The organism is Sphingopyxis sp. (assembly GCF_035998965.1).
GTDB lineage: Bacteria > Pseudomonadota > Alphaproteobacteria > Sphingomonadales > Sphingomonadaceae > Sphingopyxis.
The window spans coordinates 39,948-66,189 of the sequence record NZ_DASYHE010000040.1 but is presented as its reverse complement, the minus strand read 5'-3'; the positions used below and the strand labels follow the sequence as shown (position 1 = coordinate 66,189).

Below are 26,242 nucleotides of genomic sequence, written 5' to 3'. Positions count from 1 at the left end.
TACACTCCTATACGCGGCTCCCGCGTGACATGCAATAGACCCCTTATGGATGACTCCAAAAAAAGGGGGCGGAAAAGTTGGGCATTGATTCGTGACGTCGGCGGCGCCTACATTTTTTGTCAACGCATTCCGGTTAGCGATTGCATCCGGAAATCTGGTGAATGACAAATGGCAGGTAGAGATTTTCTTTGTTTCGCTGAGGGCGATGAAAAGGGCTGGGAAGCCCTGTGCGTCGATCTTGACATCTCAATTCAGGGCAAATCCTTTGATGAGGTTCAAGAGTGCCTTGAGCAGGCGGTGGCCTCATATGTTGAGGATGCCATGGCTGAAGATGAGGATACGCGCCGCAAGCTGCTAGGGCGGGTGGCTCCTTGGCATGTCACGGCTGGCTTTGCCTTGAGACTAATCTGGGCAAATTTAAAACATAGACGCGCGCAAATCAGTCGGGCTAGTTTCCCAGTCCATGCCGCGCCTAAAATGCACATTCCAGCAGTTTCTTGATGCTCTCTTAGCTCACGGCTTCGTTCTGCACCGTCAGGGCAAGGGAAGCCATGCGCGCTATCGTGGACTAGTCGGCGGCGAAGTCCGCCTCGTGGATGTCGCGGCTCATAGGTGGTCGGACGAAATACGGCCAAAAACGCTCAAGTCGATGATACGCCAGTCGGGCCTGCCTGAAAGCCTGTTCCGCCGCTGATCCTACTCTCGCAGCTTGCGCTCCAGTTCCTCTACGCGGCTCTCCAGAGCATCGACACGGGCGATGGCGTTGCGCGCGTTCACGTCGGCGTATTCCAGTTTGCTCTCCCATGCGGGCTTACAGCTTCCCAGCAGCAGACCGGCGAGGATCACCAGTTCGTAGGGTAGGCGTTTCGGTAGCTTCATGGTTGTCCCCCTTCGTTCAAGAGGGGGACTATACGCTTAGTGCGGCCGGTTGCCAGCTACATGCGTGTAGGGGATAAACGGGTTCAATTATAGCAGCAACACATGCTTGGGCTTCTTAAACTGTTAAACTATGGAATACTCGAACAAGCTCGGCAAATACCCACTTCGAAATTGAAACAACAACGGAAGAATCCATTTCATTCGGGTCAACATCTCCGCCGATATGGCCGATATTCCGTTGATTACGAATTTCATACAGGGCGATTAAGAGCCGAGGCACTTGAATCCTCAATGATCTTGGGAATTTGTTTTTGTCGTAATCTTCCAATTTTTTACATGCATCTAGCATGTTGTCGGGCTTAGAAATCAATGCCGGGAATTTGCTGTCGAGGTACCCTTTCACAATGACATAGACTATTTCAGCAAAGCGACCTCCATCTAACTCGGTCGGCTCCCATCGGTGTTCGCGAAAATTAGTCTGAATCTTGTTGAATTCTTTGATCAAAGGAGCGCGCAAGTTAGCTGGAACGCCGCCAAGCACGTTGATCGCCTCGAACGCGCTCATGCATGGGCCTCTTGGTGACCAGCTTTGGCGAGTTTATGATTGAAGAAGTTTTCGCCCATATCGGCGATCCATATTTCTTCATGCCCTGAAAAGTTTATATATTGGTGCTTTGATCGAGTGTCGATGAAGGCCTGCCAAAAAGCTTTAGGAATTTCTAGCTTTAGAAGGCGAAAACAGCTATAAATCTCGTCAGCCTTAAACTTATCTTGGCCAAGATTCTCTTCAAAGAACTTTCCAAAAATAAGAATTTTCTCGGAGTTATTCTTAGGAGAAAATTTCTCATAATATGAACTTAAACCCGTCAGATTCAGACCATGTATCTGCTTCGGCTTATATGTGGGCTCCTTGCTCTTACCGCCTGAAGGTGCCTTCAACGCCTTTGTCTTTGAAGAAGGAGGCACCTTTTTGTTTGCAGGGGCGGAAGCCTTTTCCTCCAAGTCGGGGGCGATTGAAGCTTGTGGGTCAAGCGCTAGCTCCATCCTTGCCATGAAATCCAGATACATCTCCTTCACGAAGACATCGGCCCCCTCCACGCTAAGCTCATTTCCCTTCACGGAGACGCGAACGCGGGTTTCCATGAACACCTCCTTGGCTATCTACCCAAAAATTTCATCCCGAATTGCCGGAAGATTTGGAGCGACAATTTGATACGCGCCCCCATCTGCGCTGACGAGCCGCTGCTTTTTGAGAGATATTAACATTGGACGCAGGGTTCCGCCCGCGATGCCAGTCAAATCCTCTAAAGTCTTCGGTTTAAGGATCATCGGCGAAACATCTGGGTCCACATATACCCACCCCGCATTCGCAACGAGAAGGGTAAGGACCTTGGCCTTGTTCGAAAGCCGAGTTCCCGCGCTCGTTAGAACCAGAGACTTCCGCTTTGTATCAAAACGCACAGTCTCTGCGACGATCTCTTCAATGTCATTCTCTCGAACTGAATCGGCGGAACTGATAAGGTCTTTTAAAGCCATTTCACGTCCTCACTCAAATTTGGTCGTTAACGCCTTGCGGCCTGTCTGCGTAACATAAAAACTGTTTCGATCTCCGTGAACGGTTGCGAGCCAACCCCTTTTGAGAACATTCGCAAAATCTCTTGGAAAATTCGACGGGAGCGGCTCAGCCGCATCCACAAAGCTACTCTTAATGTCATCCTTGGTAACCGACTTCATACCATTTTGACTTATAAGCCACTCGGAAATTACCAGAATTTGTTCAACTTTGGTTTTTCCACCTAGCTCATCTAGGCGCTCACGTATGGACACTGGTTCTACGGATGCAGCCCTAGACTCCTTCTGGACGTCGACCGCAGCAGGCTTCGCAGCGCCACCCGCCAATGCAGCAATTGCTCTCGACGCTTCTTCGAAGCTACACTCTCGCTGGAAGCTGAGACCAGGCCCCTTTATCGAGATGGAATAATCTCCGGTTGAGTCGTTCATGATTTGTCCCTTCAACGAATCAGGTATAGTTTCATTACGCACTTGTCAACAAGACGATTCGTTACCGCGATCGGCGGGAGCTTGCATGCGGCTTAACGAAACTGGTTTTGCAGTTTCTGTTGATGTTATTGGTTAGTCTTAGCGCCTAGAACGCCAAGCTAGGTCCCAGTTCCTTCACAGGTGCCTGCTGCTCGTTGGATATCAGAAGACATACCGTTTAGTATATATCGAGTACGCATCTGACATTTTAACATTTTTATCAACAGTTTGAGCTATAGTAATCTGTATGATGATTTTCCGATTGCGTACAACTCTTGTTGTCCAACGAGCAGCAGGGGCCGACGAGGCAACTGGGCATTAACCCCCCACCCCCTTGCATTTCCCCACCCCCCGCGTAAGGCGTCCCCAACAAAAACCGCGCGCGCGACTCCTGCTGGCCCCGCTCTCCCGCCACGCCAGCGGATGGTCATTCCCCGCCGCGCCAACAGGGGACTGCTGCAAGATGACGACCACCGGACATGACACGCTGGGCACCCGCTCGACGCTGAGCGTCGGCAACAAAGAATATGCGTACTATTCGCTCGACAAGGCCGCGGCCAAGCTGGGCGACGTCTCGCGGCTCCCGTTTTCGATGAAGGTGCTGCTCGAAAACCTGCTGCGCTTCGAAGATGGCGGTTTCACCGTGTCGACCGACGATGTGCAGGCGCTGGTCGACTGGCAGAAAGACCCGCATTCGAACCGCGAGATCCAGTATCGTCCGGCGCGCGTGCTGCTCCAGGATTTCACCGGCGTTCCCTGCGTCGTCGACTTGGCCGCGATGCGCGATGCGATTGCGAAGCTCGGCGGCGACACGACCAAGATCAACCCGCTCGTCCCCGTCCACCTCGTCATCGACCACAGCGTCATGGTCGACGAATTCGGCCATCCCAAGGCATTCGAACAGAATGTCGAAATCGAATATTATCGCAACGGCGAACGCTATGACTTCCTGAAATGGGGATCGAAAAGCCTCGACAATTTCAAGGCGGTCCCCCCCGGCACCGGCATCTGCCACCAGGTCAATCTGGAACATATCGCGCAGGCGGTGTGGTCGAGCCAGGACGCCGACGGCACCACCATCGCCTATCCCGACACCTGCGTCGGCACCGACAGCCACACGACGATGATCAACGGGCTGGGCGTGCTCGGCTGGGGCGTCGGCGGGATCGAGGCCGAGGCCGCGATGCTGGGCCAGCCGGTGTCGATGCTGATCCCCGAAGTCGTCGGGTTCAAGCTGACCGGCGCGCTGAAGGAAGGCGTAACCGCGACCGACCTCGTGCTCACCGCGACGCAGATGCTGCGCGCCAAGGGCGTCGTCGGGCGCTTCGTCGAGTATTTCGGTCCCGGCCTTGCCTCGCTGTCGCTCGCCGACCGCGCGACGCTCGCCAATATGGCGCCCGAATATGGCGCGACCTGCGGCTTCTTTGGCATCGACGACAAGACGCTCGACTATATGCGCCTGACCGGGCGCAGCGCCGAAAATGTCGCGCTGGTCGAAGCTTATGCCAAGGCGCAGGGTCTGTGGCTGTCGGCCGACATGGTCGATCCGGTGTTCACCGACACGCTCGAACTCGACATGGGCACCGTCGTCCCCTCGCTGGCGGGGCCGAAGCGTCCGCAGGACAAGGTCATCCTCACCGAAGTCGACGATGTGTTCAACGCCGATCTGGCGTCGGTGTACAAGCACGACGGCATCAAGCGCGTTCCGGTTGCGGGCAAGGATCATGACATCGGCGACGGCGACGTCGTCATCGCCGCGATCACCAGCTGCACCAACACCTCGAACCCCGGGGTCATGGTCGCCGCGGGTCTGGTCGCGCGCAAGGCGAACGCCTTGGGCCTGAAGCCCAAGCCGTGGGTCAAGACCTCGCTCGCGCCGGGATCGCAGGTTGTGACCGACTATTTCGATCGCGCGGGGCTGACCGCCGATCTCGACGCCATCGGCTTCAACCTCGTCGGCTATGGCTGCACCACTTGCATCGGCAATTCGGGGCCGCTCGCTGCGCCGATTTCGGAAGCGATCAACGGCAACGACATCGTTGCCGCGTCGGTGATTTCGGGCAACCGCAACTTCGAAGGCCGCGTGTCGCCCGACGTGCGCGCGAACTTCCTCGCCTCGCCGCCGCTGGTTGTTGCCTATGCGCTCAAGGGCACGGTGACCGAAGATTTCACCACCACCCCGATCGGGCAGGACCAATCAGGCAAGGACGTGTTCCTCGCCGACATCTGGCCGACCAATCAGGAAGTCGCCGACACCATCGCGTCGTGCATCGACCGCGACATGTTCGAGGCGCGCTACGAGCATGTCTATCGCGGCGACGAGCATTGGCAGAAGATCGAGGTCGAAGGCTCGGACACCTATCAGTGGCGCGCCGGTTCGACCTATGTCGCCAACCCGCCGTACTTCGAGGGGATGACGATGACCCCGGCGCCGGTGTCGGACATCATCGACGCGAAACCGCTCGCGATCCTGGGTGACAGCATCACGACCGACCACATCTCTCCGGCGGGCAGCATCAAGGCGGACTCGCCGGCCGGAAAATGGCTGATGGAACATCAGGTTAACAAGGCCGACTTCAACAGCTACGGCGCCCGCCGCGGCCACCACGACGTCATGATGCGCGGCACCTTCGCCAACATCCGCATCAAGAACGAAATGGTCCCCGGCATCGAAGGCGGCATGTCGCGCTATGGCGCCGAAGTCATGCCGATCTACGACGCCGCGATGCGCCACAAGGCCGACGGCACCCCGCTGGTGGTCATCGCTGGCAAGGAATATGGCACCGGCTCGTCGCGCGACTGGGCGGCGAAGGGCACCAACCTGCTCGGCGTCCGCGCCGTGATCGTCGAGAGTTTCGAGCGCATCCACCGCTCGAACCTCGTCGGCATGGGCGTGCTGCCGCTGCAGTTCCAGGACGGCGACACGCGCGAAACGCTGGGGCTGACCGGTGACGATACGTTTACGATCACCGGCGTCGCCGACCTCAAGCCGCGGCAGACGGTGACCGTCAACGTTACCCGCCCCGACGGTTCGACCTTCAGCTTCGATACGCTCTGCCGCATCGATACCGCGAACGAGGTCGAATATTATATGAACGGCGGCATCCTGCACTACGTCCTGCGCAAGCTGGCGGCGTAAGCAAGGGGACGGCGGATGGGCAAGCTGCTGATCCTCGTCCTCGGCCTGGCTCTCGGCCTGCTCCTCGCCCGCTATTTGCGCGGGCGGCGGACAGGCCGCGACCTCGCCGCGCCGCCGCCTCGCCCGATGGTGCGCGTCGGCGACGAGCGGATCGACGACGAGGAAATCCGCGCCCTGATCCGCCAGGACCGCAAGATCGACGCGATCAAGCTGGTCCGCGAACGCACCGGATTCAGCCTTGCCGAAGCCAAGGACGCAGTCGAGGCGCTCGAACAGACGATGCGCTGAATCACCTGTCCCCGACCGGGGTGCAGGCCACCCGAAGGGACGGCATATGAGCGTTGTTGAGATCGCGATCGAGGTTATCGGCTGGCTCGCTGCCATCCTGATCCTCGCCAGCTATGTCCTGCTCTCGCTCGGTAAGATCGAACCGCGCAGCTATCTCTATCAGTGGATGAACGTCATCGGCGCGAGCGGTTTCGTGCTCAACTCAGGCTATAATGGCGCGCTCCCGTCGGCGGGGCTCAACATCGTCTGGGCTTTGATGGGCGTCTTCACGCTATGGACCGTGTGGCGCGCCCGCCGGCTTCCTGTTGAAAGCTGAGGTCTCGCAAATGGCGGTGGTCGCAGTCAGATGCGGACCCCACGGAGTATTCCGGTTGGATTGTCAGTGCATTGACGCCTCCATCGCCCGTGTTGGCCATAGATGGGGCGAAGCGCAATCGGAGGGCGGCACTGGCGATGGAACCGCCTCCGGCGCCGGGGGTCGATATCCGAGCCAGCTGTGCGGCCAGACGGTGTTATAGAGTCGCCGCCAAGCTTCGATCAGGATCGAGGCCTCGGCGAGCGAGTAGAAGATTTCGCTGTTGAGCAGTTCATCACGCAGCGATTCGTCGAAGCTCTCGCAATAGCCATTCTCCCGCCGCGGGCGGCGACACGATCTATAACTCGTTCAATGCGACGGTCAGTTTCTATGAAAAATTGCCAGTTGCAGGCCGGCATCAGCCAAGCGTCCGATTATCCTTGTGTCTCCTCAAGGACATCGAGATGGCCCGACAAACGCGCAGCTTAGGATAAGGACCAATTAAATTGCTTGTGCGAACCCGCATCCCCGCACAGTGCCAACGGCGTAACCTGCCCACCTACGGTCCGGCAACCTACCGTTGGCGGCATCACATCGCAAACATGTGCGCAAGGCTCAAGGACTGGCGACATATCCAGACAAGATACGACGAACGCGCCGACCTCTTCCTCGCCGCTATCGCCTTCGCCATCTGGACCTTCCGCATCCATGATGCCTTTACCCTAAGCGCTGAGACACGCCACGAGATTCGGGCGGTACAGGCCGAGGGTGGAGTAGCATCCACAAGCGTTCAGGGCTCAGAGCGAATTTCGACCCCCATTTCAGCAAAAGCACGCAGTGTCGCATCCAAATCCGAGCAATGTTCCGGCAAGCTTACGCCGATCGGCGCGCGCTGGCGTTTGCGCAGCCCCAAGACACGTTCCAATCCCGTCACGGCCCCAACCGCGGTCATGTGCGTTTGGCCAAGCGGGTCGAGGATCGTCGATCGTGTGCGTATCGGTCGGCCCGCTGGATCGGTCCCGTGTGTCTCAATGACGACTTCGTGCGCGTCGCCTTCGCCGGGGTTGTACAGCATCGAGCGTCGCAGCTTGTCGAATGTCGAAAGGCTGAGCAGTTTCCAGATGCCCGAATTGATCAGAAACCGCATGGAGTTGATCGCCGACGCATTGTCATAGGACAGGCGCGACGAAACGCTGGCGGCACCAGTTGCGTGGACCAGCGTATATTGTTCCGGCGTGTCAAACCGATAGGTATTGAAAAGGCGATCGCCCGAGAACCGGACAGCGCGGGGCTCCGACATCGACTTTTTCATTTCGACCTTGCCGTCGATCGTCACCGGGAACGGAATCAGCAGCCGATCGACATAATCGAGCGAGTTGGGACCGGCCTTGTCCTTCAAGGCGTATAAAATATCGATGTCGATCGAACTGACTTGGGCAAAATTCCGCGCGTTGGCCGCCGCTACCGTTGCGGTGACCCCCGCCATCCAACCCGACGAGAGCAGAACGGGTGCAGTGGGCCGCATCGGCGCGAGGCGAAGGATCGATGCCTGCATACGCTCGGTCCAGCGCGTAATGTCGACATAAGCGATACCGCGCGTCACGGCGGCGCGTAGCAGACGGTCGTCGCCATCATTAGCCACCGCGATGATCGCATCGGGCAGCTTCGCAAATTTCGCCAGCGGATCGACCTCGTCGATATCGACCCTGACCCCGCGCGCGCCGGCGATCCTTTCGGCGGCGGCGGCGGCAGCGGCTTCCGAGCGCCCGCCAATGATGATCTCCAGCTCGGGATTTCGCGACGCGAGCAGTTCGGCGACTTGCGCGCCGACGATGCCATAGCCGCCAGCGATGAGAACGCTTGTGCGTCCATCTATTTCTTTTATCACGGATTTTCCTTCAGAGTTTTGCGGGCGGATCGCGGCGCAGCAATGGTGCGATCACGTAGAGCTGGATCAGCAACGATGCGGGTCCCCACACGGTCTGATAGGGCGGAACTGGCAGCGCGAGCGGCAAGGTCGTCGTCATGTCCCAGAGCCACATGCCGATCAGAAAAAGGCCGATCCGACCAGCCAGCCGCGCCAGCTTGCCCTGATAAAGCAGGAAGACCGCCAGCCAGCCCAGCGACTCAAGGCCATTGGCGATCAAATGATCGACATGCACCTTTTCCGGCAAGTCGCTGTCGACAAAATCGCCAAGATGCAAGGATAGCGCCGATGCCGCAAAGGTCGCGGCAAATGCAAGGGTAAGCCAACGCCGGTTCATGTCATTGCCTCCTTTGCAGAACTGGCCCGTTCCAGCGTGAAACCCGCCAGCAGCTGCAAGGCGACGACAGCCGATCCCCACCAAAGGAAATATGGCGGCAACGGCATATCGAGCCGCCATGTGGTCAGCACGTCGAACCACATCATGCCCGCGAGCACATAGGCGACGCGACCCGCGGCCGTCCCGCGTTCCGAAGCCGACAACATCAGCACCACGGCCCACCCCATAGCGGACAGACCGTTGCCCACCGCCTCCATACGGATCATCGGCGCAGCAAGGCCGATGTTGTCGAACGCGCCGAGTGCGATGTTGCGCACCGTGTCGGCGTAGCTTGCGACCTGAAGCGCGGCGAAAAGCTGCGCGATGCGATAGCCAATCGTCATGGCGGTCCCTATCCCAGCCGGGCTTGAATGGCGTTGGCGGCGACGACAGACCAGGCGATAATGGTCAGCGACGGATCGACGCTCGGCGGCCGCGGAAAGGCGCTGGGATCAGCGACGTACAATCCTGGCACTTCGTGCGCCTGATGATCGGATCCGACGACATTTTTCGCCGGATCCTTGCCCATGCGCAGCGATCCGGCGGGGTGCGGACCACCCCACAGGGTGTTGCCGCCGGTCATGTCGAGGCTGTCAAAGACCGCAAGCTGCGACGGATCGCGCAGCCGGGTTCCGACGATATCCGGAACAATCACTTCGCGGGCGCCGGAAGCAAACAGCAGCGCCGCCTGCTTTTTCAGCGCGTCGCGTGTTTTGAGCAGATCGACGCCGCGGACCTGATAATCATAAGTTGCATTACCTTTGTCATCGACCTTGATCTCGCCGGGCATTTCATCATCGACCCAAGAGACCGCGCTGCCGATGTGCGTCAGCCGTTCCATCGCCTTTGCATGGTCCTTGCCGAACCCGGGAATGGTCGCGGCCAGAAACTCGGCCTGGATCTGGTTGGGGTGGAGGAGATAGCCCCCCTCGATGTAACGATCGCCGTCATAGCGCGGCAGGCGGAAATCGGCGGTTCCGGTGGCGGTCGGGATATTTTCCCACAGCGTGACCGGTTCGTCGTAGATGGCATAGAGATATGGGCAGGGGTTGACGTAAAGATTCTTGCCCACCTGACCGCTGCCGTTGGGCAGTTTCGAGCGCATCCAGATCACTGCCGACGCGAAGCCGCCGGCGGCGAGGACAACAATCTTGGCCTTGACCTTGAGCTTGCGACCGTTGGGACGGCCGGTGGCGCGGTCGAGGATCTGAGCTTCGACACCGTCAGCGCGACCGCTGCTGTCGCGGGTGATCGAGGTTACCTCGCAGTCGGCATAAATCGTCGCACCGGCTTTGACCGCGGCGGGGACGCTGGTGACCAGAGCCGTCTGCTTGGCGTCAAACGAGCAGCCTTGGTAGCAATGGCCACTCATCACACAGCCACGGCGCGCCTGCGGTACGCCCTCGACGTGCCAGCCCAGCTTCTTCGCGCCAATGTCGAACAGCTGGTTCATTCGGTTGTAGTATTGCGGACCCGCCCGATGAACGTTCAGATCCTTTTCGATCTGCTCGAAGATCGGCTCAAGTACCTCATGCTCATGGCCTTCGACGCCCATTTCGACGTACATATCGGCGCGGTCTTTGGGCAGCCGCCAACTGTCGGCCCAGTAATGGACGCTCGCGCCGCCGACGCAGTTGCCATACATGAGCGCCACTTCGCCGGTCGATGTGCTTCCCAGGCCGCGACGACCGTCGATGCGGGCGAGCATGTTGTCGCTGCGCTGGTCAAGGTCACCGCGCGCGGCAGTGTAATAGCCGCCACGTTCCAGGACGATGACCTTCGATCCAGATTCGGCCAGACGCTGCGCGACAGTCATGCCACCGACGCCCGAGCCGATAACGACGACATCGGCGGTTTCCGCCAGATCGCGATCGATTTGCTGATATTCGATAATCATGATGTCGGCGCCTCCGCTGCCCGTGCCGTCGATCCAGTCAAATTGGCGATCCGGTTGCCGCCCTCGAACAGCTTCTCTGCCATCATGGGGCCAGCATAGCCGATGCCCGGCCAAGTCCGGTCGTCGGTGTAGTAAAAGAAGACGACGAGGAATCGGATGCCGTTGTACGCGGCGCGGCGCAGCCCAGGGCCGGCATTTACGCAATTGGCCAGAAAGGTCTGCTTGTCGGCATCATCCAGCGCCGTGAAGCGCGGGCCGAGGCCGTCGATCACGGACATGTTTTCAAGCAGCGCCAACGACGCCTTGATGTCGTCCACCATGCTCGTTTCGTGGTGAAATGACAGCTCACGATCGATCCGCAATGCGGTCATCGCCGCGCCCACACCCGGCCCGCCATGCAGCGGCTGGATGATCGCCGCCGCTAGCGCATCCAGCACGGCATATTCGCGGATCGACAGCACGACCGGCGCAGCACCGGCAGCCATGCGGGCATAGTCGGCGTCGCTGCCGCGAAGCCAGACATAGCCGCCCCCTGCCAGGATCGCCGTAGCCGCCCCTGCACCGAGAAATCCGCGGCGCGAGAAAAACGAGGTTGGCGTCATTCTTCACCTTCAATCTATTTGGTCTAATGACCTTTTTAAAAAATTATGAAACTGAGAAAAGCCCAAAAAATAGCCAAACGAGGCGATATCCTGATGTGATTGACTATTATTTGGTCATCTGACATAATTTGTCAACAGCAAAACCATGGCGGAGAGGTGAAGGATCATGAAGAACATTTCGGGGGCAAAGCAGGTTCGGGCGGTTATGACCGCAAGCGCTGCTTTATGGGCGCCGCTCTGCGCAGCCCATGCCGAGGAAGCACCGACGACATCCGACGTCGCCGAGCAGGCGGAGGCACCGTCCGGTATCGATGACATCATCGTCACCGCCCAATACCGCCGCGAGAATCTTCAGAAGGTTGCCGTAGCCATCACCAGCATATCAGGCGAATCGCTGACGCAGGCAGGGGTCAGCGACCTGACGGGACTTTCAGCCAGCGTGCCGGGACTGTATCTGTCGAGCTATTCGACACTGTCGCCGCAGGTTTTCATCCGGGGCGTCGGCTCGAACGACGATGGCATTACATCGGAAGGCGCGGTCGGGGTCTATCTTGACAATGTGTATGTCGGTCGCGCCTCTTCGGCGCTGTTTGACCTGTTCGATCTGGAACGGGTCGAGGTGCTGCGCGGCCCACAGGGGACGCTTTACGGTCGCAACACCAATGGCGGTGCCATCCGTATCGAAACGATGCAGCCGAGCGCCGATTTCCGTGCCGGGATCGAGCTCGGTTATGGACGTTTCGATCAGCGGTCGGTGCGCGGCATGCTCGGTGGCGCGATCGCGGACAATGTTTTTGGCAAAGTGTCAGGCAGTTTCAAACAACGCGATGGCTGGACCCGAGACGCCGCAACCGGCGCCCGCCTGAACGACGAGGACAGCCTTGCCGTCCGCGGCCAGCTACGGATCGAGCCGACCGAGACGGTCGATGTCACGTTCAGCCTCGATCTTGCCCGCGACCGTCCGTCGAGCACCTTCAAGGAGGTCGTCGGCGGCACCTTGTTCGATCTGTATGAAGAAAGCACCGATCCCTTTTCAGGCTCCTATGATTTCACCGATGCGTTTATCCGCCGCAATATATTTGGCGGCTCGATGGCCGTGAACTGGGATCTGGGGGGCGCCAATCTGTCGTCGATCTCGGCCTATCGCTCCACCAATATCCATTATACAGAGGATTATGACAGCACGCCGTTTCCGGTCGTGCATATCGATACCCGCCAGCGCACCCGCCAGCTGACCCAGGAAATCCGCCTGATCTCGAAAGAAGGCGATTCGGCCCTGTCATGGATCGCCGGCCTGTTCTTTCTGCGCGATCGCGGGCGCGCGACCGACCGCTTCATCCTGCCCTTCTTCGGTCTAGACGACGAATTGACCAACGCCCGGACGCGGACAACGAGCATCGCCGGCTACGGCGAACTCAGCTGGAAGGTGACGCCTAAACTTAAGCTTACCGTCGGCGCGCGCTACACAAACGAGCGCAAGCGGTTGGCGATCCAGCGGCAATATCTGCCGATCGGTGGCGGCGCGGCCGTCGATTATGTGGCGCTCACCGAACCGCGCACGTCGTTCAATAATTTCTCGCCCCGGCTCGTGGTCGAATATCAGGCGAACGAGGACGTCCTTGCTTACGCCAGCGTGACCCGCGGCTTCAAAAGCGGCGGCTTCAACAACTTTCCGGCCAATGCAGTTGCTGCCGCCAAGCCTTTTGCGTCCGAAAAGATTACGTCTTACGAAGCAGGGCTGAAAACGGTCTTTCTCGATCGGCGTATCCGGCTGAATACCGCAGCTTTTGTATATGACTACACCGACCTGCAGGTATTTGCGCCCATCGACACGGGCGGGCAGGTGCCGGTCGTTCAAATTACCAATGCCGCCAAGGCGCGGGTCAAAGGCGTGGAGGCGGAACTGTTCGTCCGTCCGGCATCCGATTTAAACTTCAGCTTCAACTATGCCCATCTGGTGTCCAGCTATCGCCAGTTCGACTTTGGCGATCTCGACCTGTCGGGCAATGTCCTGCCCCGCGCGCCGCGCGATACATTGACCGCTGCGGTCGATTGGTCGCCGCAAGTCACGACCAACCTCAACCTGAATGTCCGCGGCGAATATGTTTACAGCAGCAACCTGTTCTTCACGCCGTTCAACGACCCCGATTTGCAAACCGGAAACGTCGGGCTATTTAACGCGTCCATCGCGCTCACCAACGCTACACAGGGGTGGACGTTGTCGGCGTTCGGTCGCAATCTTGGCAACAAACGCTACCTTGCGCACGGGATCGACGCGCTGGCACAATCCTTCGGCCTTAAGACTGGCCAATTGGCGGCGCCGCGCCAATATGGCATTTTGCTTAGCTGGAAATATTAGCCCATGGGGACCGCTGTACATTGTCCAAAATTGGTATGACGAAGCCCAGTCGTCCAGGCACGGCGATTCACGAGAAAGGACAGCGGCGGGTTGAGGATATCCTTGACGCCGCTGTCCGGGTGCTGATCGAGGATGGTTACGCGATGTTCACGATGCGCCGCATAGCGGACGCGGCCGACATGCGGCTCAGCAATTTGCAATATTATTTTTCGACAAAAGAGGATTTGCTCAACGCGCTATTGCAGCGAACGGTCGATATCTATGATGCGTCGCTGGCCGCCTTGGCACAAAACCGAACCGGCACGCCGCAAATGAAGTTTCGGCGGATGATCGAATATCTGCTGCAGGATCAAACGGACAAGGACAGCTGCATCATTTTTTGGGAGCTGTGGGCGATCGCCGGACGCGATGCAGCGGTAGCCGCGATCATGAATGCCTATTACGACTCCTATCTCGACAAGATGTCCGAAGCGATACGCGCCGCCGCTCCGTCGATGCCGAAACGTCTGGCCCAGCGAAATGCGGGGGTTATCGTGGCGCTGATCGAGGGCGCATCGCTGCTCCGCGGCTTCGGCAAACCCCGCCGCACGTCACTCGCAGGTTATGAGCGGGCCATCATTGGTCTTTGCGAGCAGTTGGCAGCGGATAGTCTTTCAGTCAGGCCTTCAAACGAACCCGGCATCCCTTAGTATTCCATCGTTCGCCAGCCGCCGCACGGAACACGAAAACTGACTCGACCCGTATCTTTTATCCAGCTGCAAAAAGAGGCCGAGGCGTGTTGTCGCGCATAAGCGCAGGCGAGGGGCTAACCCCGCTCATTGCTTTTCAAGTTCGGCTGCGAACGCCGGAGGGCATGTCCTCCAGACCCGTATTGTCGAACCTCCTGTCGGCGAGCAGTCGCTTTAGGCACGGGTTCTCCTCCTCCAGCGTTCCAAGCCGTCTGGCGTCCGACACCGCCAGTCCGCCGAACTTGGCCTTCCACGCATAATGGGGCGCGCTCGACATGCCGTGACGACGTCATAGATCCGTGACCACCGCGCCGGCCTCTGCCTCCCTCAGGAGGCCGATAATATGCTCTTCCGAAAACTGCTTCCGCTTCGTCTGTCCGTCCTTCGCCAAGTCGGACTCTAGCTTCAAATGGTGGATAAGATGAGGTCAGGTTACGCTAACCAGGACCGTCTCGACTTGACGGGCGCTAGGTCAGTCAGATGCGAACGGCGTCGCGGCAATGGGTGTTCCGGTGACGGTTATGATCAAAAGATCAACGAACTGCGCCAAGATGCTCGACCCTCGCTCCCCTTTAAACTCGCGCAATCAGGTGGAGATTTCCGGTCGCCATTCGGAGGCGAGCAATCCACGCCCTCCGAACAGATTTTCCATTGCGTCCGTCCCTGCCGCCGATGCGCGAAGTTGATCCGCAAGCGGATCATCGACCCTATGATCGCTGCGCAGGAAAGCGATCCACGCGGTGATCGCGGCCTCTAGTGATGAACAACGTTGCCCGCGCGCCTGATGCCACGCCAGCGTTTCGAGCCAGCGCTGCGGAATCTTCTGGCTGCCGTCCATCGCGATCTGGATCAGCCGGTGGTGCAGCGCCGGATTGCCGAATCGCGCCAGCAGCGCATCGGCATAAGCGGACAAATCCTGCCCCGGCGCCGCGGCGATCGTCGGCGCGGCCTCGTTCCGCATCAGCGTCTCGATGATCGGGCGGATCGCGGGATCGGCGATCGCCTGATGGACGAATTCGTGACCGTGCCCAAGGCCGATATAGGCGAGCGCCGAATGGGCGCCGTTGAGCATCCGGAGCTTCGCCGTTTCATAGGGCGCAACATCGGTCACCAGCTGCGCGCCGACATTCTCCCAGCGCGGTCGCGGGCCGGCAAAATCATCTTCGATCACCCACTGGCTGAAACCTTCGGTGACCACGGTGCCCTCATCGCGCGCGCCAAGTACCGCCTCCACCGCGGCGCGATCGGCGTCGGTCGTAGCGGGGACGATGCGGTCGATCATCGTTGCGGGGCAGTAGCATTCGGTGTCGAACCAGTCGTTGAGGTCAGGGTACGCCGCGACCAGATACTGGTGCATCAAGCCCTTCAGCACCGCGCCATTGTTCGCGAGATTGTCGCAGCTGAGCAGCGTCAGGCCGGGCAGTTGCGCGGCGCGGCGCGCGGCAAGGCCGGCACCGATAAAGCGATAGAGGCTGGACGGCCCGTTCGCCGCGGCCAAGTCGAGCGATCCGTCGGCGGCGCGCAGATAGCCTTTTTCGGTCACTGTGAAGCTCACGACATGCGTCGTCGGCGCGGCGATCGCAGCGATCACGGCTTGCGGTTCGTCCGCCGCGACCAGCACCCGCTGCACCGCGCCGATCAGACGCAGGTCGGTTCCCGCCGCGCTGCGGGTGCTGACCGTATAAAGCCCGTCCTGCGGATTGAGCTGGGCCGCGACATCACCCGAGCGCAGCGACACGCCGATGATGCCCCAATTGCGGTCGCCCGCATTCATGGCATCGTCGGTGTACACCGCCTGATGCGCGCGGTGGAAGGCGCCGATGCCGATATGAACGATCCCAGCCGCCTGCGCGGCGCGGTCGTAAGCGGGCGCCTGCACCGACGCCGGGATTGGCGTGCCGGAACCCAGCCTCACAGCTTGTACGCGGCCTTGGCGAGATTGTAGCTGAGATCGACCGCGAGCTCGGCGGCTTCCCATTCCTCCAGCCGGTGTTCGGCGACGAGCTGCGCCAAAAAGCCGCAGTCGATGCGGCGCGCGACATCGTGGCGCGCAGGGATCGATAGGAAGGCGCGGGTGTCGTCGTTGAACCCGACGGTGTTGTAGAAACCCGCCGTCTCGGTCATTGACCCACGGAACCGGCGCATCCCCTCGGGGCTGTCGTGGAACCACCAGGCAGGGCCGAGCTTCAGCGCCGGATAATGCCCCGCGAGCGGCGCGAGTTCGCGTGCATAGCTGGTTTCGTCGAGGGTGAAGAGGATGATCGTCAGCGCAGCTTCATTGCCATATTTGGCGAGCAGCGGGCGCAGCGCATGGACATAGTCGGTGCTGGTGGGAATATCTGCGCCCTTGTCGCGGCCATAATGGTCGAACAGCCAAGGGTTATGGTTACGCAAGGCGCCGGGGTGGATCTGAATCACCAGCCCGTCGTCGAGGCTCATCCCCGCCATCACCGTCAGCATATGGGCGCGGAACAGTTCGGCATCGGCGGCGCTGACATTTTTGCCGGTGACGCGCGCGAATAAGGCTTCGGCCTCCGCATCCGACAGGTCGGCGGTCGCAGCGGTCGGGTGGCCATGATCGGTCGAGGTCGCGCCCATGCTGGCGAAGAAGGCGCGGCGGCCCCGATGCGCGGCGAGATAGCCGGCGTAGCTGTAGGCATCCTCGCCCGACAGGTCGGAAAAGCGCGCGAGATTGGCGTAGAAACCCTCGAACTCGGGATCGATGACCGGGTCGGGACGATAGGCGGTGATCACCCGCCCGCCCCATTCGCCGCTGTCGTTTGCCGCGCGGATCGCGCTGTGATGATCGAGCGTGTCGAGCGGGCTTTCGGTCGTCGCGATCACCTCGATCCCGAAGCGGTCGAACAAGGCGCGCGGGCGGAATGCCTCGGTCGCCAGCGCTTCGGTGATCCGGTCGTAATAGAGGTCCGCGGTCACCGCCTCGAACTGCACGTCGATCCCGAACGCTTCGGCAAACACCCAGTCCATCCACATTCGCGACGGGGTGCCGCGGAAGAGGTGATAGTTTTGCGCGAAAAGACGCCAGCTTTCGCGCGGGTCGGCATCGGGGTTGCGGATGCCGAGCGCGTCGAGTGACACGCCCTGCGAATAGAGCATCCGGAACACATAATGGTCGGGATGGAGCAGCAGCTCCGCCGCATTGCCGAACGGCGCATTGCCCGCAAACCAGCGGGGATCGGTATGACCATGTGGGCTGACGATCGGCAGGTCCGCGGCTTCCTTGTAAAGCCGCCGCGCGATGTCGCGCTGCCCCGGATCGGACGGGAATAGCCGGTCGGGATGCAGGATCAGCGCTCGCGTTATGCAGGCGCGGCCGTACTTTCGATCCGCACCGGCGCCAGCTTCGGGCTGAGCAGGTGGACGGCGAGCACCGCGAGGAAATAGACCGTCGTGCAGGCGGCAAAGATCAGCGTGTAATTTCCGCCGGTCGCGTCGAGGACCAACCCGGTCGATTTCGCCATGATCATGCCGCCGACGCCGCCCATAAAGCCGCCGAGCCCGATCACCGAGCCGACCGCGCGCTTGGGGAACATGTCGGGCGGAATCGACAGGATCGTCGATGAGAAGGCCTGATGCCCCGCGAGCGCGATGCCGATCAGCACCACCGCGAGCCACATATTTTCAAGCCCGGTGACGAACAATAGCGGCAAGACGCATAGCCCCGCGCCGATCATCGTGATCTTGCGCGCGAAATTGACGCTATGGCCGTTCTGGATCAGCTTTGATGAAGTCCAGCCGCCGACGATACTGCCGACGTCGGACAGCAGATACATGATGATCATCGGCAGCAGCACGACCTTGAGGTCGACATCATAGGTCGAGGCGAAATATTTGGGCAGCCAGAACAGCATCAGGAACCACACCGGGTCGGTCAGAAATTTGGCGATCGCAAACGCCCAGGCTTCGCGCTTGGTGACGATTTTGCCCCAACCGAGGCGCTCGACCTGTTCCGGCGGGTCATGTTCGATCCACGCGAGTTCGGCCTCGCTGACCTTTCCGCTTTCGCGCGGGTTGCTGTAGAGCCAGAGCCACAGCAGCAGCAGGACGACGCCAAAGGCGCCGCTGTAGATAAAGGTTTGGCGCCAGTCGAAGCCCATCCAGACCATGAACAGCCAGATCGTCGGCGCGGTCAGGATCACCCCGATGGTGGTCGCGCTGTTGACCCAGCCGATGGCATAGGAGCGCTCCTTTTGCGGGAACCATTCGCTGCTGGCGCGGACGACCGACGGGAAATGCCCCGCCTCGCCGACCCCGAGTACGATGCGCGCCGCCATGAACGATACAACCGATCCGGCAAAACCATGCGCGACATGGCCGATCGTCCAGATTGTGATCGCGATGGAGTAACCGATCTTGGGACCGAAGCGGTCGATCAACCAACCCATGAGCAGGAAGCCGAGCGCATAAGCGGCCTGAAAGGCGGTGACAATGTTGCCATAGTCATTCTCGCTCCAGCCAAGCTCGTCGCCGAGCACGGGGGCGAGCAGGCCCAGCATCGTGCGGTCGATGTAGTTGACCGTCGTCGCGGCAAAGAGCAGCGCGATGATCAGCCAGCGGTAACGACCCGCGCGTGGCACCGGCAAAGCCGCACCTCCGTTCGCGATTGCCTGTGCCATGTCTCTCTCCCGTGGTTTGCTTTAGTAGTTTTTGATCGAGCAGCCGACGCGGATTTGTCCGTCGAACAGCGCTTCGGCGCGTTGGCCCACTGCAATTTCATGCACCCCGGTGATCGCCCCCGCCGACACCCAAGTGCCGGGCGCGATGGTGATGCCGCGCGCACGCAGGGTGAGGATCAGGAACAGCGCCGATCCGAACGGCCCGTCGAGCATCGTCTCCATCGTCGCCGCGCCCACCGGATCGCCGTCGATCGTCATTTCGACCGGCATCGTGATCAGATCGCGGTCGCGCCAGTCGGCAATCGGCGGCCCGAGCACCAGCCCCTTGTTGTTGCCATAGTCCGACGCGGTGACCGCGGGGCCATGACGGTTTATGTCGGGAAAAGGCGAACTGGCGATTTCGATGCCCGTGCGCACCTCCGTGACGCAGAAGCGAACCGATTCGATGTCATGGTCATGGTCGCCGACCTCGCCGAGGCACAACAGCACTTCGGCCTCGGCCGCAGCAAAACCGCCCGCATAGACCGGCATGGCAGCCCCATCAGCGGCAATCTCGTCGGCAAAAATTGGTCCGGCAATGCGCTCGCCGCCATAGCGTTCGACGAGGTCAGGGGCGATCCGCCCGACCTTCCAGCCGCCGACCCGCCGCCCGTCGAGGGTGATCGCCGCGCTCTGGATCGCATAGGCTTCGGCCATCGTCTCCGGCATCGCGCCAGGATACAAGGTAAGCGGTGTCTTTTCGGCGCGAGCGGCCAGAAAGGCGCGGGCGATAGCTTCTTGTTCCGGGGTTGCCAGCATCTTTGTGATTTCCCTCTTCCGCGAAACCGTCTAAGAGACACCGGTGTCAAAAGCAAGCGAATAGCGGTGGGCGATGACCGGCGACGCGATAGATGATTGGGCGAGGGTCGCGCCGCGACCGACGGAAAAAGGCGCCAGATGACCGATGCGATCCAAATCCATGCGGCCGACAATGTCGCCACGGCACTCGCCGATCTGGCCGCCAACAGCGCGGTGGCCGTCGGCTCGCGGCGCGTGACGGCGACCGAAGCGATTGCGCGCGGCCACAAAATTGCCCTGCATGCGATTGCGCGCGGCTCTAGTGTGCTCAAATATGGGTCTCCGATCGGCACCGCGACCGCCGACATTGCCATTGGCGCCCATGTCCATAGTCACAATCTTGGGACTGCGCTGACCCGGAGCGACGATTACGCCTATACGCCGACCGCCGCGCCGCCCCGGCCCGCGCCGCCCCAGCGCCACTTCTTGGGCTATGCCCGCGCCGACGGGCGCGTCGGGACGCGCAACGAGGTGTGGATCCTGCCGACGGTGGGCTGCGTCGGCAATCTCGCGGCGCGGGTCGCGCGGATCGCGGCGATACGCCATCCCGGGCGCGTCGATGGCATCCATGCCTTCAAGCACCCGTTCGGCTGCTCGCAGCTCGGCGACGACCTGGCCCATACGCGGCGATTGCTGGCGGCGCTGGCGCAGCATCCCAACGCGGGCGGGGTGCTGATTGTCGGGCTGGGCTGTGAGAGCAACCAGCTCACCGCATTGCTCGACACCATCCCCGCGGGTCGTCGCGACCATATTCGTATCCTTTCAGCGCAAGCGGTCGAGGATGACGAGGCCGGGTGCCTGACACTGGTGGATGAGCTGGTCGCGGCCTGCGCCGACACCCCGCGCACCGCTGCGTCGCTGTCGGCGCTGACCCTTGGGGTCAAATGTGGTGGGTCAGACGGATTGTCCGGGCTGACCGCCAATCCGCTCGTCGGGCAGATCGCCGATGCCGTTGCAGCCGCAGACGGCAAGGTGATCCTGACCGAAATCCCCGAAATCTTTGGCGCCGAGCAGCTGCTGATGGACCGCGCGGTGTCACGCGACGTGTTCGACCGGACAGCCCGGCTGGTACAGGATTTCAAAGCCTGTTTCACCCGCAACGGCGAGCCGGTGAGCGAGAATCCCTCCCCCGGCAACATCGTCGGCGGGATCACGACGCTCGAGGAAAAATCGCTCGGCGCGGTGCAAAAGGGCGGGCAGGTGCCGCTGGTCGATGTCCAACTTTATGGCGGTGAAGCGACGCTGGCCGGGCTTACTTTGCTTGAGGCGCCGGGTAACGACGCGGTCTCGTCGACGGCGCTGACCGCCGCGGGCGCGACGGTGATCCTGTTCACCACGGGGCGCGGCACCCCGCTCGGCTTTCCGGCCCCGACGCTGAAGATTGCCTCGAACAGCGATCTTGCCGCGCGCAAATCGGGGTGGATCGACTTCGATGCCGGGATGGTAATCAGCGAAGGTTTCGATGCGGCATCGGACGCACTGCTCGACCTGATCGTCGCCACCGCGTCGGGCAAGCTGACCAAGGCCGAGGTAAACGAAGAACGCGACATCGCGATCTGGAAGTCGGGCGTGACGCTTTAATCGAGCGCGCGGAACGTGAAACTGCGGAAGCGCGCGTCGCCTTCTCCCGCCGAGTAGAGACCGGGGCGAAGCATCAGGAAACCACCGCGCACATTATGGTGATAGCCCGACACTTCCATGCCGCGATCGAACCTTGACCAAGTTTTTCCGCCATCGCCGCTGGTGTGGTAGGTGACGATATGGCGGTCGTTGGTGACGCGCATCCTCAACGTGCGACCATGCGGATTGGCGGGACGCGCGCGTTCGATGCCATATTGGTGGGTGACGAAACGCTCGCCGTCGAAGCCGAGCCCGCAATAGAGCCGGTCGTCGTAAAAGAGGATCAGCCCTGCGGTCGCGCCGGGGGCGATTTCGATATCGCATTCGAAGCGATACGCCTGATCGCCCGCGATCAGCAGCAAGGGCGATGAATCGACCGGCGCCTTACCGCGCGCCTTCAGCAACAGCGCGCCATCCTCGACGCGCGCGCGGCGGCGTTCGTCGGGGGCGGGTTTGAAGAAATTCCATTTGGCGCCGAGCGTAAGCGTGCTGAAATCGTCCGACAGCGCCATGCCATGCGGCCCCGCCACCCCGCCCCTCGGCTTGGCGATCGGCTGCGACAGGTCGCCGCCGGTCATCCGGAACCAGCCGTCGTCGGTCCATTCGATCGGGTCGAGCAGCGCCTGACGGCCGAGCGTCCAATAGCCGTTTTCGAACCCGTGATAGACGCTCCACCAGTCGCCCGCCGGTCCCTCGACCAGTGTCGCATGGCCGCGCGACCACCATTTTTCGGCCGCCGATGTCGTGCGAACGAGCGGGTTGGCGGGGCAATTTTCCCACGGCCCATGGATCGATTTCGATCGCGCCGCGATCACCATATGGCCGGTGGGCGGTCCCGCGGTGCCACCCACCGCGGTGATCATGTAATAATGATCGCCGTGGCGCGTGATCTTCGGGCCTTCGGGGGCGAAACCCTCGACGACCCAGTCGGCGGGGTAGCGCCACGGGTCATAGACATGCTCGGGCTCGTCGATCCGCGACAGGCCATCGTCGGACAGGCGAACGCGGTCGCCGCCCGACAGGAACAGCCATCGCGATCCGTCCTCGCCGACGGCATGGCCGGGATCGATATGGTTGGGCAGGTTCAGGTCGACCGGATCGCTCGACGGCCCCTCGATCTTGTCGGCCCAGATCACCCAGCTGGTGTTCGGGCCTTTGGTCGGGATGTAGAGGAAGTAGCGCCCGCCATGCTTGCACAATTCGGGTGCCCACACCGACCCGATATTGCGGGTCAGCGCGGGGCCGATCGGTCGCCAGTTCACCAGATCACGCGAATGCCAGAGGACCAGCCCCGGATAGGAATCAAAGGTCGAGAAGGTCATGTAATAGTCGGCGCCGTCCTTCAGGATCGACGGATCGGGATGATCGCCAGCCATGATCGGATTGAGGAAGCGCCCGTCGCCCAGATCGGCTTTGCGTTGCCCGTCGAAGCCCTTTGCCCACGCGGGTGCTGGTGCCTCCGACTTCGCCCGCGCCACCGCGGCGCCCGGCAACCCGAGCCCGCCGACCATCGCCCCCGCCAGACCCGTCCCGGCCAGTTTCAGCATGTCGCGGCGATCGGTCATTTTGATTCCTCGAAAAAGTAAGGCCCGGCCCCCGCAAGCGAAGACCGGGCCTCACCGGGACTACCTTTTATGATGCGTCAAATCTTGACGCGCGCGCCGAACAGGAAGGTGCGGCCGAAATGGTTGTTTTCGTAGTTACGGTCGGCATCGATATCGGTGAAGCGATAGCGATATTCGTCGGTCAAGTTGATGCCCTCGACCGACAATTCGATATTGTCGGTGATCGCATAGCGCATCGACGCATCGACGTTGATCGTAGAACCATAGCCTTCGAACACGTTGCCGGTGCCGCTGTTCGCGTCGGCATAGCGGCTGCGATAGCTGATCGAGGCGCGGGCGCTGAACTTGCCGTCGTCATAATAGAGCGTGCCGTTGTAGGCGCGCTTGGACAGGTTGAAGAGCGTGCCGTTGCGAACCGCCGACACGTTCGCGCCGCCGGGGACCACCGACGGACCCGCCACCGTGTAGTCGGCGTCCGAGTCGACGAAGGTCGCGTTGGCGATGCCGCCGAAGTTCGACAGGAAGCCCGGCAGGAAGGTGAACGGCGCCTGCAACGCGATTTCCACACCCTTCAGCTTCGCGCCTGCGCCATTGCCGATCGAGGTGATCGTCCACAGCTGGCCTTCGGGGTTGATCGCCCCCGGGCTGCTCGGCGGGATGACCGACAGCGGCAGGCCGGTCGAAGCAAAGGTACCGCTGCTCGTCGTCGCGACCGGGAAGCTCGCGATATCCTTTTTGAACAAGGCGACCGAGAAGATCGCCTGCGGCGCAAAATACCATTCGAACGCCAGGTCATAGGAGGTCGCCCGGAACGGATCCAGGAACGGGTTGCCATAGTTGATCCGGTAGTTGAAGCCGTCGACCGAACCACCCGGGGTCAAATTGCCGAGAGTCGGGCGCGTCATTACATCGGCAACCGCGGCGCGGATGATGATGTCGTCGTGCGGGAACAGCGCAAGGTTCATCGACGGCAGCCAGTCTTCATAGCTGCGCTCGACCGTCACCGCCGCACCGCTGTTCAGCCCGCTCGACGTCTGATCGGTGTGCACATAGCGGACACCGGCATTGAGCGCGTAGCGCAGACCGCCAAGCTCACCCTTGGCATCGAACTGCAGATAACCACCGGTGACCTCTTCGCGGACGCTACGGTTGTTGCCGGCGTCGAGCGCTGGGGTGCGGTTGTACAGCCCGGTAAAGTCGGTCCCCGTTTCGAGATTGGGGACCAGCCATTCGGTGGTGGTTCCCGCAGGCTGCCCTGCCTTGCCGAGCTTGAACAGCTCGGCGAGCGATGAGGTCACCGGGAAGCCGTAAATCGCGGTCGGACCGAACGCCGACGACGGCGAGCAGGTCAAGGTGCCGAGGACGCGGTCGACCCCGCCATTGCCGCACACCACGGTGTCGCGGGTAAAGGCGATGCTGGTGAAGTCGAAACGGCGATAGACTGCACCCGCCTTGACCGTGAAGCCGTCGGCGACGTCCCATTCGGTGCGCAGCTGCGCAGTGCGGAACTTGTTTTCGACCTCAGATGGGCGGTCGCGGATTTCGGCGAGCTGGAAATTCGCCGGATTGGTGACGCTGGTGCCAAAGGTCAGCACCGGATTCGCCATGTCGGTATAATCGTAGCGGTAACCCTGCGCGTCGCGGTCGTCGAAGACGAGCGTGGTTTCGAGCGGGATCGATGCGGTCGATTTCGACAGGCCGCCGAGCAGGGTGAAGCGGAAATTGTCGCTGACATCCTGGTCCCAGCTGCCACCGAACTGATAAAATTCGGTCTTCGCCTGACGCAGATAATGTTCGGTGCGTACCCACGCGTCGTCGAGCGTCGCCGAGATCATGTTGTTGTCGCCGTCGATCACATAATCGCGGACGTTGATCGAGCGCTCGTTGCTGCGCAGCAGCACCTCGCCCCAACGCTCGCGGCGCTGGTGCTTGAAGCTGGAAAAGAGCCCGTCGAGCGAAATCTTGGTCGCGTCGGTCGGCGCGAACTGGATCGAGCCGGTGATGCCGAGGCGCTTCTTGTCGTGCGCGATCTCGCCGTAACGCGGGATGCGAGGGTGGAAAGCGAGCGCGACCGAATCACAGGCGGCGGAGCGGCCGTTGGTATAAACGCCGCCCGAATTGGCAACCCCGATGCCGCTCGTCGCGGTGGTGGTAAAGCACGGGGCGCCATTGACCGAATCGAAGCGCGCCTGCGCCCAGCGCACCGTGTTGTTGCCGAGCTCGAGCGTCTTCTGGTCCGAATAGGCGGCCGATACCGCAAAGCCGAGGGTGCCGGCGTCATTCACCCAGCTGAGCAAACCCGCCACGCGCGGACCGGCCTTTTCCGACAGATCGTTATAGCTCGCCTGCGCCGACAGTACGGCGGTGAAGCCGCTCTTGCCTGCGAGCGGGTTGCCGGTGTTGAGGTCGACGACGGCACCAAGCGAACCTTCGTCGAGTTCGGCCGAAGCGGTCTTGTGGACGACGATCGAGCTGAACAGCTCCGACGCGAACACGTTGAAGTCGAAGGCGCGGTCGCGGTTCGCCGAGGCGCCGTCGGTCGAGGTCGCGACGGTTTCGAGCCCATTGACGCGGACGCGGGTGAATTGCGAACCCAGCCCGCGCACCGTGATACCGCGGCCTTCGCCGCCGTCGCGCTGGATGGTGATGCCGGGAATGCGCTGGAGCGATTCGGCGAGGTTCTGATCGGGGAATTTGGCGATGTCTTCGGCAACGATCGCGTCGACCGCAGCAACCGACTCGCGCTTGACGTCGAGCGCCTTGTCGAGCGAGGCGCGGAACCCGGTGACGACGATCTCGTCTTCGGTCGCGACCGCATCGTCGGCGGCGGGCGCGGCGTCCTGCGCCCAGGCCGGCGACACCGCGAGCGCGGCAAGCGAAGCGCCGCACGCCAGCTTGGTCAAAGCGCGAAGGCCCCGCGTTGCATGAATAGCCATTATCATCCTCCCTTGATCGGCCGAAACTCTTGCTGAAGCAAGAAATGACACCGGTTACTTTGCGAGGCCAGACAAATCGGCGCGATCGCCTGGCCGGAAATTTTTTTGAGAGTGATG

Annotated in this window: 24 protein-coding genes and 2 pseudogenes; 8 read left to right on the top strand and 18 right to left on the bottom strand. The window is 61.1% G+C overall.

Annotation, left to right across the window (positions count from 1 at the left end):
• Positions 1 to 168 precede the first annotated feature (168 nt).
• On the top strand, positions 169 to 501 hold the full coding sequence (locus VGN68_RS06475; protein WP_327474958.1) for a hypothetical protein: 333 nt from the start codon (positions 169 to 171) through the stop codon (positions 499 to 501).
• Positions 464 to 694, top strand: coding sequence for a type II toxin-antitoxin system HicA family toxin (locus tag VGN68_RS20535; RefSeq protein ID WP_414713021.1), 231 nt, complete (start codon positions 464 to 466; stop codon positions 692 to 694). The genes VGN68_RS06475 and VGN68_RS20535 overlap by 38 nt, the downstream gene beginning before the upstream one ends.
• 2 nt (positions 695 to 696) lie before the next feature.
• Here VGN68_RS20535 and VGN68_RS06470 read toward each other — a convergent pair whose 3' ends face one another.
• From VGN68_RS06470 to VGN68_RS06450, 5 genes are all read right to left on the bottom strand, one after another.
• Positions 697 to 879, bottom strand: coding sequence for a hypothetical protein (locus tag VGN68_RS06470; protein ID WP_327474956.1), 183 nt, complete (start codon positions 877 to 879; stop codon positions 697 to 699).
• 115 nt (positions 880 to 994) lie between these two features.
• Positions 995 to 1,444, bottom strand: a complete 450-nt coding sequence (locus VGN68_RS06465; RefSeq protein ID WP_327474954.1) for a hypothetical protein — start codon at positions 1,442 to 1,444, stop codon at positions 995 to 997.
• On the bottom strand, positions 1,441 to 2,022 hold the full coding sequence (locus VGN68_RS06460; protein ID WP_327474952.1) for a hypothetical protein: 582 nt from the start codon (positions 2,020 to 2,022) through the stop codon (positions 1,441 to 1,443). Before VGN68_RS06460 ends, VGN68_RS06465 begins: the two co-directional genes overlap by 4 nt.
• Before the next feature lie 18 nt (positions 2,023 to 2,040).
• Positions 2,041 to 2,415, bottom strand: coding sequence for a hypothetical protein (locus VGN68_RS06455; protein ID WP_327474950.1), 375 nt, complete (start codon positions 2,413 to 2,415; stop codon positions 2,041 to 2,043).
• 9 nt (positions 2,416 to 2,424) lie between these two features.
• A complete protein-coding gene (locus tag VGN68_RS06450; RefSeq protein ID WP_327474948.1) occupies positions 2,425 to 2,880 on the bottom strand; it encodes a hypothetical protein in 456 nt (151 codons plus the stop codon).
• Positions 2,881 to 3,382: 502 nt separating this feature from the next.
• Here VGN68_RS06450 and acnA point away from each other — a divergent pair.
• The 3 genes from acnA to VGN68_RS06435 are packed head-to-tail and all read left to right on the top strand — an operon-like array spanning position 3,383 to position 6,662.
• Positions 3,383 to 6,058, top strand: coding sequence for an aconitate hydratase AcnA (gene acnA / locus VGN68_RS06445; RefSeq protein WP_327474946.1), 2,676 nt, complete (start codon positions 3,383 to 3,385; stop codon positions 6,056 to 6,058).
• A gap of 15 nt (positions 6,059 to 6,073) precedes the next feature.
• Entirely contained in the window at positions 6,074 to 6,346 is a 273-nt protein-coding gene (locus VGN68_RS06440) for a ribosomal protein L7/L12 (protein ID WP_293702302.1), read from the top strand.
• Positions 6,347 to 6,392: 46 nt separating this feature from the next.
• Positions 6,393 to 6,662 carry a CBU_0592 family membrane protein gene (locus VGN68_RS06435; protein ID WP_327474943.1) on the top strand — a complete coding sequence of 90 codons (270 nt, stop codon included), beginning with the start codon at positions 6,393 to 6,395 and terminating at the stop codon, positions 6,660 to 6,662.
• 63 nt (positions 6,663 to 6,725) lie between these two features.
• Here VGN68_RS06435 and VGN68_RS06430 read toward each other — a convergent pair.
• From VGN68_RS06430 to VGN68_RS06405, 6 genes and pseudogenes are all read right to left on the bottom strand, one after another.
• Positions 6,726 to 6,977 (bottom strand): annotated as a pseudogene (locus VGN68_RS06430) (integrase core domain-containing protein); the annotation flags it as partial.
• Positions 6,978 to 7,431: 454 nt separating this feature from the next.
• Positions 7,432 to 8,529, bottom strand: coding sequence for a saccharopine dehydrogenase NADP-binding domain-containing protein (locus tag VGN68_RS06425; RefSeq protein ID WP_327474942.1), 1,098 nt, complete (start codon positions 8,527 to 8,529; stop codon positions 7,432 to 7,434).
• A 10-nt stretch (positions 8,530 to 8,539) separates the two neighbouring features.
• Positions 8,540 to 8,905, bottom strand: a complete 366-nt coding sequence (locus tag VGN68_RS06420) for a hypothetical protein (RefSeq protein ID WP_327474941.1) — start codon at positions 8,903 to 8,905, stop codon at positions 8,540 to 8,542.
• Positions 8,902 to 9,288 carry a hypothetical protein gene (locus VGN68_RS06415; protein ID WP_327474939.1) on the bottom strand — a complete coding sequence of 129 codons (387 nt, stop codon included), beginning with the start codon at positions 9,286 to 9,288 and terminating at the stop codon, positions 8,902 to 8,904. Before VGN68_RS06415 ends, VGN68_RS06420 begins: the two co-directional genes overlap by 4 nt.
• Positions 9,289 to 9,296: 8 nt before the next feature.
• Positions 9,297 to 10,841 carry a GMC family oxidoreductase gene (locus VGN68_RS06410; RefSeq protein WP_327474937.1) on the bottom strand — a complete coding sequence of 515 codons (1,545 nt, stop codon included), beginning with the start codon at positions 10,839 to 10,841 and terminating at the stop codon, positions 9,297 to 9,299.
• The gene (locus VGN68_RS06405) at positions 10,838 to 11,443 is read right to left on the bottom strand and encodes a twin-arginine translocation signal domain-containing protein (RefSeq protein ID WP_327474935.1); all 606 of its coding nucleotides are present in this window, start codon (positions 11,441 to 11,443) and stop codon (positions 10,838 to 10,840) included. Before VGN68_RS06405 ends, VGN68_RS06410 begins: the two co-directional genes overlap by 4 nt.
• 166 nt (positions 11,444 to 11,609) lie before the next feature.
• Here VGN68_RS06405 and VGN68_RS06400 point away from each other — a divergent pair, with 166 nt between their 5' ends.
• A complete protein-coding gene (locus tag VGN68_RS06400) occupies positions 11,610 to 13,802 on the top strand; it encodes a TonB-dependent receptor (protein WP_327474934.1) in 2,193 nt (730 codons plus the stop codon).
• 35 nt (positions 13,803 to 13,837) lie between these two features.
• Complete coding sequence (locus tag VGN68_RS06395; protein ID WP_327474933.1) at positions 13,838 to 14,491, top strand: TetR/AcrR family transcriptional regulator; 654 nt, start codon at positions 13,838 to 13,840, stop codon at positions 14,489 to 14,491.
• 163 nt (positions 14,492 to 14,654) lie between these two features.
• On the opposite strand, the pseudogene VGN68_RS06390 reads toward VGN68_RS06395, so the two are convergent.
• The 5 genes and pseudogenes from VGN68_RS06390 to VGN68_RS06370 form a co-directional block, all read right to left on the bottom strand.
• Positions 14,655 to 14,921 (bottom strand): annotated as a pseudogene (locus VGN68_RS06390) (transposase); the annotation flags it as partial.
• A gap of 195 nt (positions 14,922 to 15,116) precedes the next feature.
• Entirely contained in the window at positions 15,117 to 16,445 is a 1,329-nt protein-coding gene (locus VGN68_RS06385; RefSeq protein WP_327474932.1) for a mannitol dehydrogenase family protein, read from the bottom strand.
• Positions 16,442 to 17,854, bottom strand: a complete 1,413-nt coding sequence (uxaC, locus tag VGN68_RS06380) for a glucuronate isomerase (protein ID WP_327475043.1) — start codon at positions 17,852 to 17,854, stop codon at positions 16,442 to 16,444. The genes VGN68_RS06385 and uxaC overlap by 4 nt, the downstream gene beginning before the upstream one ends.
• Positions 17,851 to 19,167: an MFS transporter gene (locus VGN68_RS06375; protein ID WP_327474931.1), complete on the bottom strand. Its 1,317-nt coding sequence runs from the start codon at positions 19,165 to 19,167 to the stop codon at positions 17,851 to 17,853. The genes uxaC and VGN68_RS06375 overlap by 4 nt, the downstream gene beginning before the upstream one ends.
• A gap of 21 nt (positions 19,168 to 19,188) precedes the next feature.
• Complete coding sequence (locus VGN68_RS06370) at positions 19,189 to 19,965, bottom strand: 2-keto-4-pentenoate hydratase (protein ID WP_327474930.1); 777 nt, start codon at positions 19,963 to 19,965, stop codon at positions 19,189 to 19,191.
• Positions 19,966 to 20,103: 138 nt separating this feature from the next.
• On the opposite strand from VGN68_RS06370, the gene VGN68_RS06365 reads away from it, so the two are divergent.
• Positions 20,104 to 21,585 (top strand): altronate dehydratase family protein, encoded by a 1,482-nt coding sequence (locus VGN68_RS06365; RefSeq protein ID WP_327474929.1) that lies wholly within the window; start codon positions 20,104 to 20,106, stop codon positions 21,583 to 21,585.
• Here VGN68_RS06365 and VGN68_RS06360 read toward each other — a convergent pair.
• On the bottom strand, positions 21,582 to 23,135 hold the full coding sequence (locus tag VGN68_RS06360; RefSeq protein ID WP_327475041.1) for a family 43 glycosylhydrolase: 1,554 nt from the start codon (positions 23,133 to 23,135) through the stop codon (positions 21,582 to 21,584). The two genes, VGN68_RS06365 and VGN68_RS06360, sit on opposite strands and share 4 nt — an antisense overlap.
• A gap of 131 nt (positions 23,136 to 23,266) precedes the next feature.
• Positions 23,267 to 26,125: a TonB-dependent receptor gene (locus VGN68_RS06355; RefSeq protein WP_327474927.1), complete on the bottom strand. Its 2,859-nt coding sequence runs from the start codon at positions 26,123 to 26,125 to the stop codon at positions 23,267 to 23,269.
• Positions 26,126 to 26,242: the final 117 nt, after the last annotated feature.

Bases quoted from the DNA above. Each gene is read 5' to 3' on its own strand.
- VGN68_RS06360 (WP_327475041.1), bottom strand. From the start codon at position 23,135: ATGGTCGGCGGGCTCGGGTTGCCGGGCGCCGCGGTGGCGCGGGCGAAG.
- acnA (WP_327474946.1), top strand. From the start codon at position 3,383: ATGACGACCACCGGACATGACACGCTGGGCACCCGCTCGACGCTGAGC.
- VGN68_RS20535 (WP_414713021.1), top strand. From the start codon at position 464: ATGCCGCGCCTAAAATGCACATTCCAGCAGTTTCTTGATGCTCTCTTA.
- VGN68_RS06435 (WP_327474943.1), top strand. From the start codon at position 6,393: ATGAGCGTTGTTGAGATCGCGATCGAGGTTATCGGCTGGCTCGCTGCC.
- VGN68_RS06365 (WP_327474929.1), top strand. From the start codon at position 20,104: ATGACCGATGCGATCCAAATCCATGCGGCCGACAATGTCGCCACGGCA.
- VGN68_RS06465 (WP_327474954.1), bottom strand. From the start codon at position 1,444: ATGAGCGCGTTCGAGGCGATCAACGTGCTTGGCGGCGTTCCAGCTAAC.
- VGN68_RS06370 (WP_327474930.1), bottom strand. From the start codon at position 19,965: ATGCTGGCAACCCCGGAACAAGAAGCTATCGCCCGCGCCTTTCTGGCC.
- VGN68_RS06455 (WP_327474950.1), bottom strand. From the start codon at position 2,415: ATGGCTTTAAAAGACCTTATCAGTTCCGCCGATTCAGTTCGAGAGAAT.
- VGN68_RS06355 (WP_327474927.1), bottom strand. From the start codon at position 26,125: ATGGCTATTCATGCAACGCGGGGCCTTCGCGCTTTGACCAAGCTGGCG.
- VGN68_RS06410 (WP_327474937.1), bottom strand. From the start codon at position 10,841: ATGATTATCGAATATCAGCAAATCGATCGCGATCTGGCGGAAACCGCC.
- VGN68_RS06440 (WP_293702302.1), top strand. From the start codon at position 6,074: ATGGGCAAGCTGCTGATCCTCGTCCTCGGCCTGGCTCTCGGCCTGCTC.
- VGN68_RS06415 (WP_327474939.1), bottom strand. From the start codon at position 9,288: ATGACGATTGGCTATCGCATCGCGCAGCTTTTCGCCGCGCTTCAGGTC.
- VGN68_RS06470 (WP_327474956.1), bottom strand. From the start codon at position 879: ATGAAGCTACCGAAACGCCTACCCTACGAACTGGTGATCCTCGCCGGT.
- VGN68_RS06405 (WP_327474935.1), bottom strand. From the start codon at position 11,443: ATGACGCCAACCTCGTTTTTCTCGCGCCGCGGATTTCTCGGTGCAGGG.
- VGN68_RS06395 (WP_327474933.1), top strand. From the start codon at position 13,838: ATGACGAAGCCCAGTCGTCCAGGCACGGCGATTCACGAGAAAGGACAG.
- VGN68_RS06460 (WP_327474952.1), bottom strand. From the start codon at position 2,022: ATGGAAACCCGCGTTCGCGTCTCCGTGAAGGGAAATGAGCTTAGCGTG.
- VGN68_RS06375 (WP_327474931.1), bottom strand. From the start codon at position 19,167: ATGGCACAGGCAATCGCGAACGGAGGTGCGGCTTTGCCGGTGCCACGC.
- VGN68_RS06420 (WP_327474941.1), bottom strand. From the start codon at position 8,905: ATGAACCGGCGTTGGCTTACCCTTGCATTTGCCGCGACCTTTGCGGCA.
- VGN68_RS06400 (WP_327474934.1), top strand. From the start codon at position 11,610: ATGAAGAACATTTCGGGGGCAAAGCAGGTTCGGGCGGTTATGACCGCA.
- VGN68_RS06450 (WP_327474948.1), bottom strand. From the start codon at position 2,880: ATGAACGACTCAACCGGAGATTATTCCATCTCGATAAAGGGGCCTGGT.
- VGN68_RS06475 (WP_327474958.1), top strand. From the start codon at position 169: ATGGCAGGTAGAGATTTTCTTTGTTTCGCTGAGGGCGATGAAAAGGGC.